The organism is Streptomyces sp. GbtcB7 (assembly GCF_019091445.1).
In the GTDB taxonomy this organism is placed as follows: domain Bacteria; phylum Actinomycetota; class Actinomycetes; order Streptomycetales; family Streptomycetaceae; genus Streptomyces; species Streptomyces mirabilis.
This window is the reverse complement of the sequence record NZ_JAGXJM010000014.1, coordinates 173018-186858: the sequence shown is the minus strand read 5'-3', so window position 1 is coordinate 186858 and position 13841 is coordinate 173018. Positions and strand designations below refer to the sequence as shown.

Here is a 13841-nt window from a genome sequence, read left to right as displayed (position 1 = left end):
GCGGACACCTTCCTCTTTGGGCCTGGGGGGCCGCACAAGTGTCGCCCCAGGCCGCCTGTCTGTCGAGAACACCGTACGCCCCGACGTCCGGACCGCCAGGGGTGCCGGGTCACAATGGGCGCGACAAGGGAGGAACGGAGCGCTCGTGCAGTGGACCTTGGTCATCCCCCTCAAAGCCCTGGCGCGGGCCAAGAGCAGGCTCTCGGACACCGCCGCCGACGCGGTGCGCCCCGGACTCGCCCTCGCCTTCGCGCAGGACACCGTGGCGGCCGCGCTGGCCTGCGCGGCGGTCGGCGATGTGGCGGTCGTCACGGACGACGCGCTGGCCGGGCGGGAGCTGGCCGCGCTGGGGGCGTGGATCGTGCCGGACGAGCCGGGCGGCGGTCTGAACGCCGCGCTGGCGCACGGGACGGCGGCCGTACGCTCCCGAAGTCCCGAATGCGCCGTGGCCGCTCTGAACGCCGATCTGCCCGCGTTGCGTCCCCTGGAATTGGCCCGGGTACTCGATGCCGCCGCCGAATTCCCGCGCGCTTTTCTCTCCGATGCGGCCGCAATCGGCACCACTCTGCTGGCCGCATCTCCCGGCAGGGAATTGCGTCCCTCCTTCGGCACCGATTCCCGAGCCCGTCATCGCGCCTCGGGAGCCGCGGAACTCCTCCTCACCGCGGTGGATTCCGTACGCCAGGACGTGGACACCGGCGACGATCTGCGCGCGGCGCTCGCCCTGGGAGTGGGCCCGCGCACGGCCACACTGGCGGCGAAACTCCTGATCCCGGGCCAACCGGGCACCTGAACGCCCCTGGCCGCGTGAGCCGGCGTTCGCCGAGGCCCCGTCCACCGGGCCCACCGGCGGCGCACACCGGCGCTGGATAGGCTTTCGGCATGCAGGCGACCGCGTACACGTACGACCCCGACACCCGTAGCGGACAGGTGCTGCTCGACGACGGCACGCCGGTGCCCTTCGACGGCGCGGCGTTCGACGCCGGCGGGCTCAGGCTGCTGCGCCCGGGACAGCGCGTGCGCATCGAGACCGAGGGCGACGGCGAGGCCCGCCGGATCACCCTGGTGACGCTCCAGACCTTCTGACCGGGCCCTCGTACCAGGTCCCGGACACGCCGCGGGCCGGGCTCCCCGTGGGAGTCCGGCCCGGCGCGTGGGTTGCCCTGCGCCCCTGCTTCTAGCGGGCGGTGGCCTTCTTGGCGGTGGTCTTGCGAGCCGTCGACTTCTTGGCGGGGGCCTTCTTGGCGGTCGCCTTCTTCGCCGGGGCCTTCTTGGCCGTCGCCTTCTTGGCGGTGGTCTTCTTCGCCGCGGTCTTCTTGGCGGTCGCCGTGGTCTTCTTGGCGGTCGTCTTCTTGGCGGTCGCCGTGGTCTTCTTCGCGGCGGTGGTGGTCTTCTTCGCGGCCGTCTTCTTCACGGCGGCGGTGGTCTTCTTCGCGGCCGTCGCCCTCTTGGCGGTGGTGGCCTTCTTGGCCGCGGCCTTCTTCACGGTCGCCGCGGCGCCGCCGGTCAGGCTGCCCTTGGGCGCCTTCTTGACCGCGACCTCGCCACCACGCGGGAGCTTCTTCGAGCCGCTCACCAGGTCCTTGAAGCCCTGACCGGCGCGGAAGCGCGGCACCGAGGTCTTCTTGACCCGAACACGCTCACCGGTCTGCGGGTTGCGGGCGTAACGAGCCGGACGGTCGACCTTCTCGAAGGAACCGAAGCCGGTGACCGAGACCCGGTCCCCGCCGACAACTGCACGGACGATCGCGTCCAGTACGGCGTCGACCGCGTCGGCGGCCTGCTGACGCCCGCCGACCTTGTCGGCAATCGCTTCTACGAGCTGCGCCTTGTTCACGTCTTCCCCTTCGGAGACATTGCCCGAACGAATGCGTTCAAGCTTTTTCGCACGTTAGGCAGATATATACCGCAAATCAAACACGAAACGGGCTAATCACCCTTGTGCCGCAACGAACTCGGGCTGTCGCGGAGTTCCTCAGCGATCCCCTTCGAGGAATCGACCCTCGTCGAGGTCGGTGGTGAACCGCTCCAGCCGCCTTGTCGCGTCGGCGAGATCGTGCTTGGCCACGGCCGTAATGACCAGCAGCTTCCGGGTCAGCGCCATCCGTACGCCCTCCGGGACTTGCAGTGCGCGCACTCTTGTGTGCGCTTCCTTCAGTTGGGCCGCGACTGCCGCATAGAGCTCGAGTTGGCCGTCGTGTTCCATGCACAGATTGTGCCATCTGGGGCGAGTTGTCGCCTGCCCAGGGGGTAACTGCCGCCCCTGGAGGGGGTCCTGAGCGCCCCGGAGCACCGCGCCCCCAAGTGGCGCGTACCCAGGCAATCTCCTTTGTAACTAGGGGAGTTGAAGCCCTCTGAGGGGGCGCTCCGGGGGCGTCCGGGGGCAGACACAGCTGTACCCCCAACCGTCCACGATTGGGGGTACAGAGGGGTGTTGCGGTGGCTGAAATCAGCCCTGCCTCAGCCGCGAAGCGGCCCGGGCGTCAGACCTGGAGCGTCTTCGGCTTGTACGACGGCCGCTTGGCCTCGTACTCCGCGATGTCGCCCTCGTTCTGGAGGGTGATGGAGATGTCGTCCAGCCCGTTCAGCAGCCGCCAGCGGGCGTTCTCGTCGAGCTCGAAGGCGGCGGTGATGCCCTCGGCGCGCACTTCGCGGGCCTCCAGGTCGACCGTGATCTCGGCCTCGGGGTCCTTCTCCGTCAGCTCCTGCAGCGCGTCCACGATCTTCTGCTCCAGAACCACCGTGAGCAGGCCGTTCTTGAGCGAGTTGCCCCGGAAGATGTCCGCGAACCGGGACGAGATGACGGCCTTGAAACCGTAGTTCTGCAGCGCCCAGACGGCGTGCTCGCGGGAGGAGCCGGTGCCGAAGTCGGGGCCCGCGACCAGGACCGTGGCGCCCTTGCGCTCGGGCTGGTTGAGGATGAAGGACGAGTCCTTGCGCCAGGCCTCGAACAGCCCGTCCTCGAAACCGTCCCTGGTCACCTTCTTGAGCCAGTGGGCGGGGATGATCTGGTCGGTGTCGACGTTGCTGCGGCGCAGCGGAACGGCCCGGCCGGTGTGCGTGATGAATGCTTCCATGACTTCTCAGACTCCAGCGGGCGTGCGGGCGGCAGACGAGTCGGCGAGATCGGCCGGGGAGGCCAGGTGGCCGAGTACGGCGGTGGCGGCGGCGACCTGCGGCGACACCAGGTGCGTACGGCCACCCTTGCCCTGCCTGCCCTCGAAGTTGCGGTTCGAGGTGGACGCGGAGCGCTCACCGGGAGCCAGCTGGTCGGGGTTCATGCCCAGGCACATCGAGCAGCCCGCGTGCCGCCACTCGGCGCCGGCCTCCTTGAAGACCACGTCCAGGCCCTCGGAGACGGCCTGCAGACCGACCCGCGCGGAACCGGGGACCACCAGCATCCGTACGCCGTCGGCGACTTTGCGGCCCTCGACGATCTCGGCGGCGGCGCGCAGGTCCTCGATGCGGCCGTTGGTGCAGGAACCTACGAAGACGGTGTCGACCTTGATGTCGCGCAGCGGCTGTCCGGCGGTCAACCCCATGTACTCCAGGGCCTTTTCGGCGGCCATGCGCTCCGAAGCGTCTTCGTACGAAGCCGGGTCGGGGACGGCCGCCGAAAGCGGCGCTCCCTGGCCGGGGTTGGTGCCCCAGGTGACGAACGGCGCCAGCGACGGGCCGTCGATGACCACCTCGGCGTCGAAGACCGCGTCCTCGTCCGACTTCAGGGTCTTCCAGTACGCGACCGCCGCGTCCCACTCCTCGCCCTCGGGGGCGTGCGCACGGCCCTTGAGGTACTCGAAGGTGGTCTCGTCGGGGGCGATCATGCCCGCGCGGGCGCCGGCCTCGATCGACATGTTGCAGATGGTCATCCGGGCTTCCATCGAGAGCTTCTCGATGGCGGAGCCGCGGTATTCCAGGATGTAGCCCTGGCCGCCACCCGTACCGATCTTGGCGATGATCGCCAGGATCAGGTCCTTGGCGGTGACGCCGTCGGGCAGCTCGCCTTCGACCGTGATGGCCATGGTCTTGGGCCGGGCCAGCGGCAGCGTCTGGGTGGCCAGCACGTGCTCGACCTGCGAGGTGCCGATGCCGAACGCCAGCGCGCCGAAGGCGCCGTGCGTGGAGGTGTGGGAGTCGCCACAGACCACGGTGGTGCCGGGCTGGGTCAGACCCAGCTGCGGTCCCACCACGTGGACGACGCCCTGCTCGACGTCACCCAGCGAGTGCAGCCGTACACCGAACTCGGCGCAGTTCTTGCGCAGGGTCTCCAGCTGGGCCCGGGAGACCGGGTCCGCGATGGGCTTGTCGATGTCGAGGGTCGGGGTGTTGTGATCCTCGGTGGCGATGGTGAGGTCGAGACGGCGCACGGGACGCCCCGCCTGGCGGAGGCCGTCGAAGGCCTGCGGGCTGGTCACCTCGTGCAGCAGGTGCAGATCGATGAAGAGGAGGTCGGGCTCGCCCTCGGCGCGCCGGACGACATGGTCGTCCCAGACCTTCTCCGCGAGTGTCCTACCCATCGCTTTCCCTCCGGCCGGCCTGTGTGGCGCCGGCCCAACTAGAGATTTCCGGGGCGGCGGCGTCCGTACCCCTCGTCCGGACGCCCTCCACCGGGCCCGTTGGTCCGCGGGCCGCTGTGTCTACAAGGGTGGCGCGTTCCACCGAAAATTGAACTTGCGTTTCACAGAGTGAGACGCGAGTATCGTTGCATGGACAACAGTAGCGGCGTCGGCGTTCTGGACAAGGCAGCCCTTGTCCTGAGCGCTCTGGAGTCCGGTCCGGCCACCCTCGCGGGACTGGTCGCGGCGACCGGACTGGCACGACCCACGGCACATCGCCTCGCCGTGGCACTTGAACACCACCGCATGGTGGCGCGTGACATGCAGGGCCGTTTCATTCTCGGCCCCCGCCTCGCCGAGCTGGCCGCGGCCGCGGGCGAGGACCGACTCCTCGCGACGGCCGGCCCGGTGCTCACGCACTTGCGCGACGTCACGGGCGAGAGCGCCCAGCTCTACCGCCGCCAGGGCGACATGCGCATCTGCGTCGCCGCGGCCGAGCGCCTGTCCGGCCTTCGGGACACGGTCCCGGTCGGCTCGACGCTCACGATGAAGGCCGGTTCCTCGGCGCAGATCCTGATGGCCTGGGAGGAGCCGGAGCGTCTGCACCGTGGCCTCCAGGGCGCCCGCTTCACCGCCACGGCGCTCTCGGGCGTACGGCGCCGGGGCTGGGCCCAGTCGATCGGCGAGCGCGAGCCGGGCGTCGCGTCGGTCTCCGCGCCGGTGCGCGGACCCTCGAACCGGGTGGTCGCCGCCGTCTCGGTCTCCGGTCCGATCGAGCGCCTGACCCGGCACCCTGGCCGTATGCACGCCCAGGCGGTCATCGACGCCGCCGCCCGCCTCTCCGAGGCCCTCCGCCGCACGGGCTGAGCCACACCTCCAGCACGACACCGGTCCAGTACGACACCGGGGGACGAGCCGGCCTCAACGCCGCGGCAGGCTCACCCCCCGAACACCTCCCCGCCCCCAGGGGCGCGGGGAACCGCGCAACCCGCCGCAGCGGGCCCGCACCATCCGATCAACCCGCCACTCCCCCGGTCTCCGCTCCCGCCTTGGGCGACCGATGAGCGAACCGGTCCGCCGCCCGCCGCCCCCGCTTCTCCACGGGCAACGCCCCGTACGCGGCCGCGAGCCCGAAGGGCGGCATGTCCGCGTAGATCGACTCGTACGACCCCTCCGGCACCACATACGCCTCGTGCCAGATCCCCACGTGCTGCCGCACCTTCCCCGCCCGTTCCTTGCGGTTGATGATCGCCCACACCTCGTGGTGGAACATGTCGGGCGCCGACGCGTACGCGTACAGCTTCTCCTTGGACTCCCAGTACTGGACGACGTAGTACGTCCGTGGTGACGCCGTCAGCAGAACGCGGCCGAGCAGACCCCGACTGCCGTCCTTCTCCAGGTCCCGCACCATGCGCAGCATGGCGAAGAACACCGGTACCCACTGGTGCACCGCCCAGAAGTGGTTCACGCGCATGCCGATCAGCAGGACGACCACGTCCCCCTGGGCTGCTGCGGTGGTACGGCCTGCGGTCACCCGGGTACCGGACATCTCGTCCCCCTCCGTTGGCGAGCGGCGCTATCCGATGGCGCCATGCTTGGATAGTGGCGCCACCCAAGGAAGGGCGCAAGAGATGCGGCTGTCGGAGTTGAGCGAGCGGAGCGGGGTGTCCACCGCGACGATCAAGTACTACCTGCGGGAAGGGCTGTTGACTCCCGGGCGCCAGGTCAACACGACGACGGCGGACTACGACGAGAGCCATCTGCGCCGGCTGCGGCTGGTGCGGGCGCTGATCCAGGTGGGCCGGGTGCCGGTGGCCACGGCCCGGGAGGTTCTCGGACACGTCGACGACGAGTCCCTGGGCCGGACGATCCGGCTGGGCGCGGCCCTGTGGGCGCTGCCGCAGGAGCCCGAACCGGACGATCAGGACCCGGCGGTCCGGGCCGCGCGCCGCGAGGTGGACCAGTTGCTGGCGGACCTGGGCTGGGAGACCGCACGGGAGCTCGCGCCCCTCTCCCCCGTGCACCGTTCGCTGGTGGCGGCGGTGGCCACGCTGATCCGGCTCGGCTATTCCTGGGACGCCGAACTCCTCGCGCCGTACGCGGAGTTGATGCGCCAGGTGGCGATGCGAGACCTGGACTACCTGGAGACGCACACGTCCGACGCTGAGCGGGTGGAGACCGCGGTCGCCTCGGCCGTGCTCTTCGAGCCGGTGCTGCGGGCGCTGCACCGGCTGGCGCAGGAGCAGGAGTCGGCGCGGCGGTACGGCATCGAGTGAGCGGTCGTACGGGCCGGGCGTGTCGGGCCGTACGACGGGGCGCGGGGCCGGCCGGGAAACGCCTACGGGCCCCCACCGAAGTGGAGGCCCGTAGGACTCTGTACCCCCGACCGGATTCGAACCGGCGCTACCGCCTTGAGAGGGCGGCGTGCTAGGCCGCTACACAACGGGGGCCTTAGATCTTGCGTTTCCGCAGATCGGAGCTGGTCTACCAGGACTCGAACCTAGAATGACGGTACCAGAAACCGTAGTGTTGCCAATTACACCATAGACCAAGGTTATTCAAGGTAAAGCGTACCCCCGACCGGATTCGAACCGGCGCTACCGCCTTGAGAGGGCGGCGTGCTAGGCCGCTACACAACGGGGGCCCTAGCGATCCTGCATGAGAGACAGCGGGTGCGACCCGGACTGTCTTCCTGGGAAGGATCTGTACCCCCGACCGGATTCGAACCGGCGCTACTGCCGTGAGAGGGCAGCGTGCTAGGCCGCTACACAACGGGGGCGTTACGGAGTTGATCTCCGCGTTTGCAGATGAGCTCTGCGAGCTGGCCTACCAGGACTCGAACCTAGACTAACGGAACCAGAAACCGTCGTGCTGCCAATTACACCATAGGCCACTGAAACTCAATCCCGTGCGGGATCTTGTTTTAGCTAGCGCCTCCGAGTCCCGGCCTTTCGGCCCGCTCTCGGCGGCGCAGGAAGAACATTACCTGAAGGTGGACGACGCTCCAAAACGGGTATCGGCGCCGAGGACCGCGGGGAGTTCGGCCAGCGAGGCGATCCGGTGCGGACCCGTCGGCGGACCGCCTGCGGCGGTGTGCGTGCCGTCCCGGTCGATCCAGACGGAGAACAGGCCGGCCTCGGCGGCGCCCCGTCCGTCGATCTCCGGGTGGTCACCGACGTAGGCGACCCGATGCGGCGGCAGTTCCAGGGCTTCGCAGGCCGCGTGGAAGGCGGCCGCGGCGGGCTTGGAGACGCCGAGCTCGGCGGCGCACAGGATCGCCTCGAAGCGGTCGTGCACACCGAGGACCCGCAGCTTGCGGTCCTGCACGAGGAGGCTGGAGTTGGACAGGACCGCGTGCCGGTGGCTGGCGACGAGGCTGTCCAGGACGGGCAGGACGTCCGGGAAAAGGCTCCAGGCGGACTCGTAGTGGGTGATGTATCGGTCGAACCAGGCGTCGGCCTCGGTGTCGCTCAGCGGCTCCCCGAGGAACACCCTGACGCGTTCCCTGCGCTGGCCCTGCCAGTCCGTCTCACCCGCCGAGAACCGCGCCCACTGCGCGTCGGTGACCTCGCGCCAGCGCGCGAGGGCCTGCTCGACGGACGCGCCGCCGAGCAGGCCCTCGGCCGCCAGATGGTTCCGCATGCCGGCCCGGTCCGCGGCCGTGTAGTCGAAGATCGTGTCGTCGATGTCCCAGACCACCGCGTCGATGCTCATGCACCGACCGTATCCCCGGGCGCGTCGGCTGTCCCTCAGCCGGCCGTGGTCGTACCGGTCAGGGCGAGGCCCGGCCCCTGGCCGTCGCGCGGCTCGGCGGTCAGCTTCCAGGTGTAGGTGCCGGACGGAACGCTAGTGCCGGCGTCCGTACGGGCGTCCCAGGCGGGGCGGACCGCGGCGGCGGTGGAGGCGCCGGTGAGGGTGCGCACGACGGTGCCGGAGGCGTTGCTCAGGGTCAGCCGCCATGTCGAGGGCTTGTTCAGCTGCCACACGGGCCGCCAGGGGTTCGCGGTGGTGGGGCCGCCCGGCTGCGGGTCGGTCTGTGCCTCCATCTGGGCGAGCGCCGAGGTCGGCACGCCCGCCGTGACGATCGCCACCTGACGCCTGTCCGTGAGGTAGGCGACGTTGCCGCCGAACCGGTCGACCGCCCAGCGGCCGGTGCTGCCGCCGGTGTTCTGGTCCGCGGCGGGCAGCACGGCCACCGTCCGGGTGGTCGCCGTGCCGGTGTGGAAGTCGGTGAGCAGCAGCTCGTGCGTGGTGCGGTTCTCGCGGACGAGATAGCCGTCGGCGAGGCGGGCCTGCCCGGACGGAACGGTGATGGCGCGGTTCGCGGCACGGTCGTAGACGCCCGCGGGGCCGGCCGAGCCGCAGCTCCAGTACAGCCAGACGTTGACGGCCTGGATCTCGCTGGGCCTGCAGGGGGCGCCGGTGTCGACGGTGGCGACGTTCTTCTTGGCCTTGAGGTCGTACGCCACGACGGTGCCCTGGGTGCTGCCGGGGGTCCACAGGCGCTGGCCCCAGACCGCGGCGGCGGTGCGGGTGCGGTCGAGCGCGGTCCCGCCGGCGGTGGCGCCGCGCGGGAAGTCGGCGACCCGCTGGCTGCCGGGGATGCCGCCGTTGTAGAGGACGTAGCGCCCGGTGCCGGTGCCGATGCGGCCGCCCGCGTCTCCGGTGGGCTCGTCGGCGATGGTCGTCGCGTCGAGCCCGACGGCCAGGACGTGCTCCTCGCCCTGGGCGTCGGTCCACAGGTAGGCCACCCGGCCGTCGCCCAGTGCTTCGAGCTGCGGGCACGCGGCGTCGCCGCCCGGGCAGGTCGAGCCCTGGAGCGTCGGGCCGCGACGGGACTGCAGGCCGGTGGGCCTGCCTGCGGTGTCCAGCGGGATGCCGTAGAAGCCGTAGATGCCGCCGGTGTGCGTCGTGTTGCCGTACATCAGCAGCTCGCCCCCGGCGAGCGTCATGCCGTCCGGCGAGGCCTGCCAGGCGGGCAGGTCGAGCGCCTTCTCGGTGGTGGCGGAGCCGTCCTCGGCGGGGGTGACCCGGTACACGTGCCAGTCGACACTCGACGGTCCGGCGGTGGCGAGGGCGCCGCCGTCCGGGGTGGCCAGGAAGGAGCCCTTGGAGTTGGCGAGCAGTGTGTGGGCCGTGTTGTCGGTGAGCGAGACGGCCGTGAGTTCGGGGGTGGCGCCGCCGGGCAGGAACATCGCGTTGCCGGTGAGGAGTTGGTCGCCGACCACGGCCTGCGCCTCGCCCAGGAAAGACGCCGTGATGGTGCCGGGGGCGGAGTCCACGCGGATCGCCTTGGTGCCGTTGACCAGCCAGCGGTCGTTGAAGACGATCCGGGGCGAGTCGCCGACGCCGGTGAGGTACGTACGGAAGGTCCCGTCCGCGAGGTCCACGAGCCCCACGTCGGTGGCACCGTCGCGGGTGTAGACGACGGCGAGGCGGCGCACCGAGCCGCCGGTGACGAAGGTGCCGGTGAGCTGGGCACCGTCGGGGAGCCCGGTCACCGGAAGATCGGTGGTGGTGCCGTCGGCGGCGGCACGCAGCACGTGCGGGGCGCCCGCGGCGTCCTGGGTGAGCACGCTCCAGCCGGAGGCGGCCCGGTACGTCTGGCCGGACGGGACGGTGACCGTGGCGGTCACGCCGGTGGAGCGGTGCTGCTGGGTCACGGTGGCGCCGGAGACGCTGGTGATGACGTCGGTGCCGGTGGTCAGGTCGTCCGGGCCCGGGTGTGCGGGCGGTGTGGCACCCGGGTAGTCGGCCCACTGGGGCGTTCCCGAACTCTCGGGCAGCCGGTAGCGGAACCCGGAGGATCCCGCCCAGGTGTAGTCGACCTCGGTTGGCAGCGTGCTGCTCAGCTGGACGGTGGCCACGGGTGTGTCGACGCTCGGCGCGGCGTGCGCGGGCGCGGTGAGCACGGAGCACGACAGGGCCGCGGCCCCGCTGAGGGCCACTGCGGCAAGTCTTCGTGAACGGGTCACGTTCCCCTCCCCTGAAACATGGCGCACAGACGCATCATGAGCACGGGGGACATACAACTGCCCCGCCAGAGCGGGAGTTGACAGGAACGGTGAACTCCGGGTGACGGGTCGGCGCACACCAAGAGGGCGGCGTCCGAACCGGACACCGCCCCCTGTGCGTACACCGTGTGCCTACGCGGCGAGCCGCTCCAGTGCGGCGTCGACCCGGGCCAGCGTCTTCTCCTTGCCCAGGATCTGCAGGGACTCGAAGAGCGGCAGGCCCACCGTGCGGCCGGTGACGGCGACGCGGACCGGCGCCTGGGCCTTGCCGAGCTTGAGGCCGTGCTCCTCACCGGCGGCCAGGACGGCCTCCTTGAGGGACTCCGGGGAGGACCAGTCGGCGGCGTCCAGCTTCGCGCGGGCCGTGCGGAGCAGGGCGTCGCTGCCCTCCTTCATGGCCTTAGTCCAGGAGGCCTCGTCGACGGCCGGCTCCGGCAGGAACAGGAAGTCGACGTTGTCCGTGATCTCGGAGAGGACCTTCATCCGCGACTGGGCGTACGGGGCGATCGCCTGCCACTTCGCCTCGTCGAAGTCCTCCGGCGCCCAGGGGGCGAACGGGGCCCGCAGCCAGGGGGCGCAGCGCTCGGTGAAGTCCTTCACGTCGAGCAGGCGGATGTGGTCGGCGTTGATCGCCTCGCACTTCTTCAGGTCGAAGCGGGCCGGGTTCGGGTTCACGTCCGTGACGTCGAAGGCGGCGACCATCTCGTCGATGGAGAAGATGTCGCGGTCCGCCGAGAGCGACCAGCCGAGCAGGGACAGGTAGTTCAGCAGGCCCTCGGGGAGGAAACCGCGCTCCCTGTAGAGGTTGAGCGAGGACTCCGGGTCGCGCTTGGAGAGCTTCTTGTTGCCCTCGCCCATGACGTACGGCAGGTGGCCGAAGGCGGGGGTCTCCTTGGCCATGCCCAGCTCGATCAGCGCCTTGTAGAGGGCGACCTGCCGCGGGGTGGAGGAGAGCAGGTCCTCACCGCGCAGGACGTGGGTGATCTCCATCAGGGCGTCGTCGACCGGGTTGACCAGCGTGTAGAGCGGTGCGCCGTTCGCCCGGACGATGCCGTAGTCCGGAACGTTCTCCGGGAGGTAGGTGATCTCGCCGCGGACCAGGTCCGTGAAGGTGATCGCCTCGTCGGGCATCCGGAAGCGGACGATGGGCGTGCGGCCCTCGGCCACGTAGGCGGCCTTCTGCTCGTCGGTGAGGTCGCGGCAGTGGCCGTCGTAGCCGGAGGGCTTGCCGGCGGCGCGGGCGGCCTCGCGGCGGGCGTCCAGCTCCTCGGTGGAGCAGTAGCAGTGGTACGCGTGGCCGGCGTCCAGCAGCTTCTGGGCGACATCCTTGTAGATGTCCATGCGCTGCGACTGGCGGTACGGCGCGTGCGGGCCGCCGATCTCGGGGCCCTCGTCCCAGTCGAAGCCCAGCCAGCGCATCGAGTCGAGCAGCTGGTTGTACGACTCCTCGGAGTCGCGGGCCGCGTCGGTGTCCTCGATGCGGAAGACCAGGGTGCCTTCGTTGTGCCGGGCGAACGCCCAGTTGAACAGGGCGGTGCGGACCAGGCCCACGTGGGGGTTGCCGGTCGGGGACGGACAGAAACGTACGCGGACGTTCGCGTTAGCCACGCTTGATCACCTTGTTGGTGAGAGTGCCGATGCCTTCGATGGTGACGGCGACCTCGTCGCCGACGTTCAGGGGGCCGACCCCAGCCGGGGTGCCGGTGAGGATCACGTCGCCGGGGAGCAGCGTCATGGCCTCGGTGATGTTGACGATCAGGTCCTCGACGGAGTGGATCATCTCGCTGGTGCGGCCGAGCTGGCGCTGCGCGCCGTTGACCGTGCACTGGATCGTGATGCCCTCGGCGATCGCGGCGAGGTCGAGGTCCGTCTCCACCCAGGGGCCGAGCGGGCAGGAGTTGTCGAAGCCCTTGGCCCGGGCCCACTGCTTCTCGCGCTTCTGGACGTCACGCGCGGTGACGTCGTTGGCGCAGGTGTAACCGAGGATGACGTCCTTGACGCGCTCGCGCGGGACCTCGCGGCACATGCGGCCGATGACCACGGCGAGCTCGGCCTCGTGGTGCAGCTCGCTGGAGAAGGAGGGGTACTGGATCTCGTCGCCGGGGCCGATCACCGAGGTCGACGGCTTGAAGAAGGCGAACGGGGCGTCGGGTACCTCGTTGCCGAGTTCCTTCGCGTGCTCCGCGTAGTTGCGGCCGAAGGCCACGACCTTGTTGGGGAGCACCGGCGGCAGCAGCCGCACTTTGCTCAGCGGGACCTTCGTACCGGAGAGTTCGAAGTCCGCGAACGGAATGCCCTTGATGATGTCGAGGACGAGCTCGTCCGGCTTGTCGCCCTCGACCGCGCCGAAAGCGACGTTGCCGTCGATGGAGAACCTGGCGATGCGCACGGGATCCTTGCGCCCCTCACTGAGCTGGCTGGAGTCTGACGCTCCAGGCTAACGCGGGGAGGGGGGCGAGCCTCGCGTATATCCGCCGGTGGGCCGCAAGCCGTGTGTGCCGGGCGGCTGTCCACCGTGTGGCCGGGCGGCTGTCCACCCTGTGTGCCGGGCGGCTGCCCGCCGTGTGTGCCAGTTGGCCGACCGCCGTTTGTGGCCGCCGCCGGCCACCAGCGCCGGGGGCCATCATCCACGTGCCCCTCCGGCCATCGGCCGTATGTGGCGGTCGGTCGCCGGCCGTGCGCGTGGGGCGACCGGCGACCATGCGTGCCGTCCGTCGGCCATCGGCGCCTGGCGGCCCCTCAGCCACCTGCGTCGCGCGACCCTCGGCCAGGTGCGGCGACCGGCCCCCGGCGCGATGAGTCGGCGGCGGTCCGCGTGCGTACTACTCGGCGACGGCGGCCGTGACCGGGGCTTCCATCAGGATGGTGCGGCGAGGGTTGGCGGTCTGGGTGGGGAGGTCGACCGAGTGCTCCGGCTGCTCCGGCGTCTGCAGCGCGTCGGCGTCCTCGAGGTGCGCCAGCGTGGTGCGTCGCGGGTTGGCTATGTTGCGGAACATCATCGTCGTCTTCACTGTTGTCCTAGACCTCGTCGTGGTGGGCGCCGCGGGAGGTCAAGGACCGCCTGGTCGGCGCGGGTTGTCGGATTTGCCATCCCTGTAAAGCGTCAGGCTAAACATGCAATTCCCGGTCGGAGCCGTGAAGACCTCATGATCGCCATGTGAGTTTGCTCACTTACTAGCAGGCAAACCGGTCAATTCAGGCCGCCTACTCGCCTCGACCAAACGGACATTGCTCCACTGAACCCAACATTCCGCTCCTGATCATCGCGACT

At 70.2% G+C, this 13841-nt stretch carries 14 protein-coding genes and 5 tRNA genes; 4 read left to right on the top strand and 15 right to left on the bottom strand.

The annotated features are described in order from the left end of the window. The first annotated feature begins 145 nt into the window (after positions 1-145). Together cofC and KVT44_RS23840 are read left to right on the top strand one after the other, a co-directional pair. Positions 146-793: a 2-phospho-L-lactate guanylyltransferase gene (gene cofC, locus KVT44_RS23845; RefSeq protein ID WP_190172462.1), complete on the top strand. Its 648-nt coding sequence runs from the start codon at positions 146-148 to the stop codon at positions 791-793. Between the two features lie 89 nt (positions 794-882). Next, the gene (locus tag KVT44_RS23840) at positions 883-1086 is read left to right on the top strand and encodes a hypothetical protein (protein ID WP_054235398.1); all 204 of its coding nucleotides are present in this window, start codon (positions 883-885) and stop codon (positions 1084-1086) included. Positions 1087-1177: 91 nt separating this feature from the next. On the opposite strand, the gene KVT44_RS23835 is transcribed toward KVT44_RS23840, so the two are convergent. From KVT44_RS23835 to leuC, 4 genes are all read right to left on the bottom strand, one after another. Continuing rightward, positions 1178-1837 carry an HU family DNA-binding protein gene (locus tag KVT44_RS23835; RefSeq protein WP_054235399.1) on the bottom strand — a complete coding sequence of 220 codons (660 nt, stop codon included), beginning with the start codon at positions 1835-1837 and terminating at the stop codon, positions 1178-1180. Between the two features lie 138 nt (positions 1838-1975). Beyond that, the gene (locus KVT44_RS23830) at positions 1976-2206 is read right to left on the bottom strand and encodes a hypothetical protein (RefSeq protein WP_054235400.1); all 231 of its coding nucleotides are present in this window, start codon (positions 2204-2206) and stop codon (positions 1976-1978) included. Between the two features lie 277 nt (positions 2207-2483). Beyond that, positions 2484-3077, bottom strand: coding sequence for a 3-isopropylmalate dehydratase small subunit (gene leuD, locus KVT44_RS23825; protein ID WP_095852419.1), 594 nt, complete (start codon positions 3075-3077; stop codon positions 2484-2486). Positions 3078-3083: 6 nt separating this feature from the next. Beyond that, a complete protein-coding gene (leuC, locus tag KVT44_RS23820) occupies positions 3084-4517 on the bottom strand; it encodes a 3-isopropylmalate dehydratase large subunit (protein WP_217568418.1) in 1434 nt (477 codons plus the stop codon). 189 nt (positions 4518-4706) lie between these two features. Between leuC and ndgR the strand changes: the two genes are divergently transcribed. After that, a complete protein-coding gene (ndgR, locus tag KVT44_RS23815; protein WP_015036427.1) occupies positions 4707-5423 on the top strand; it encodes an IclR family transcriptional regulator NdgR in 717 nt (238 codons plus the stop codon). A 148-nt stretch (positions 5424-5571) separates the two neighbouring features. Here the strand turns inward: ndgR and KVT44_RS23810 are convergent, their stop codons facing one another. Continuing rightward, the gene (locus tag KVT44_RS23810; protein WP_217568417.1) at positions 5572-6105 is read right to left on the bottom strand and encodes a DUF4188 domain-containing protein; all 534 of its coding nucleotides are present in this window, start codon (positions 6103-6105) and stop codon (positions 5572-5574) included. An 82-nt stretch (positions 6106-6187) separates the two neighbouring features. Here KVT44_RS23810 and KVT44_RS23805 point away from each other — a divergent pair, with 82 nt between their 5' ends. Next, entirely contained in the window at positions 6188-6832 is a 645-nt protein-coding gene (locus KVT44_RS23805; RefSeq protein WP_099920485.1) for a MerR family transcriptional regulator, read from the top strand. Positions 6833-6933: 101 nt separating this feature from the next. Here the strand turns inward: KVT44_RS23805 and KVT44_RS23800 are convergent. The 10 genes from KVT44_RS23800 to KVT44_RS23755 form a co-directional block, all read right to left on the bottom strand. Continuing rightward, positions 6934-7006 (bottom strand) — tRNA-Glu (locus KVT44_RS23800). A 29-nt stretch (positions 7007-7035) separates the two neighbouring features. Further along, positions 7036-7107 (bottom strand) — tRNA-Gln (locus tag KVT44_RS23795). Positions 7108-7127: 20 nt separating this feature from the next. Continuing rightward, positions 7128-7200, bottom strand: a tRNA-Glu gene (locus KVT44_RS23790). Positions 7201-7262: 62 nt separating this feature from the next. After that, positions 7263-7335 (bottom strand) — tRNA-Glu (locus KVT44_RS23785). A gap of 42 nt (positions 7336-7377) precedes the next feature. After that, positions 7378-7449: transfer RNA gene (locus KVT44_RS23780), tRNA-Gln, on the bottom strand. Between the two features lie 89 nt (positions 7450-7538). Beyond that, positions 7539-8270 (bottom strand): HAD family hydrolase, encoded by a 732-nt coding sequence (locus tag KVT44_RS23775; RefSeq protein ID WP_099920486.1) that lies wholly within the window; start codon positions 8268-8270, stop codon positions 7539-7541. A 35-nt stretch (positions 8271-8305) separates the two neighbouring features. Further along, a complete protein-coding gene (locus KVT44_RS60580; RefSeq protein WP_217568416.1) occupies positions 8306-10531 on the bottom strand; it encodes a FlgD immunoglobulin-like domain containing protein in 2226 nt (741 codons plus the stop codon). Between the two features lie 171 nt (positions 10532-10702). Continuing rightward, a complete protein-coding gene (gene gltX, locus KVT44_RS23765; RefSeq protein ID WP_217568415.1) occupies positions 10703-12178 on the bottom strand; it encodes a glutamate--tRNA ligase in 1476 nt (491 codons plus the stop codon). Then, positions 12171-12959, bottom strand: a complete 789-nt coding sequence (locus tag KVT44_RS23760) for a fumarylacetoacetate hydrolase family protein (protein WP_067370995.1) — start codon at positions 12957-12959, stop codon at positions 12171-12173. The genes gltX and KVT44_RS23760 overlap by 8 nt, the downstream gene beginning before the upstream one ends. 433 nt (positions 12960-13392) lie before the next feature. Next, positions 13393-13581, bottom strand: coding sequence for a hypothetical protein (locus KVT44_RS23755; RefSeq protein ID WP_067370993.1), 189 nt, complete (start codon positions 13579-13581; stop codon positions 13393-13395). Positions 13582-13841: the final 260 nt, after the last annotated feature.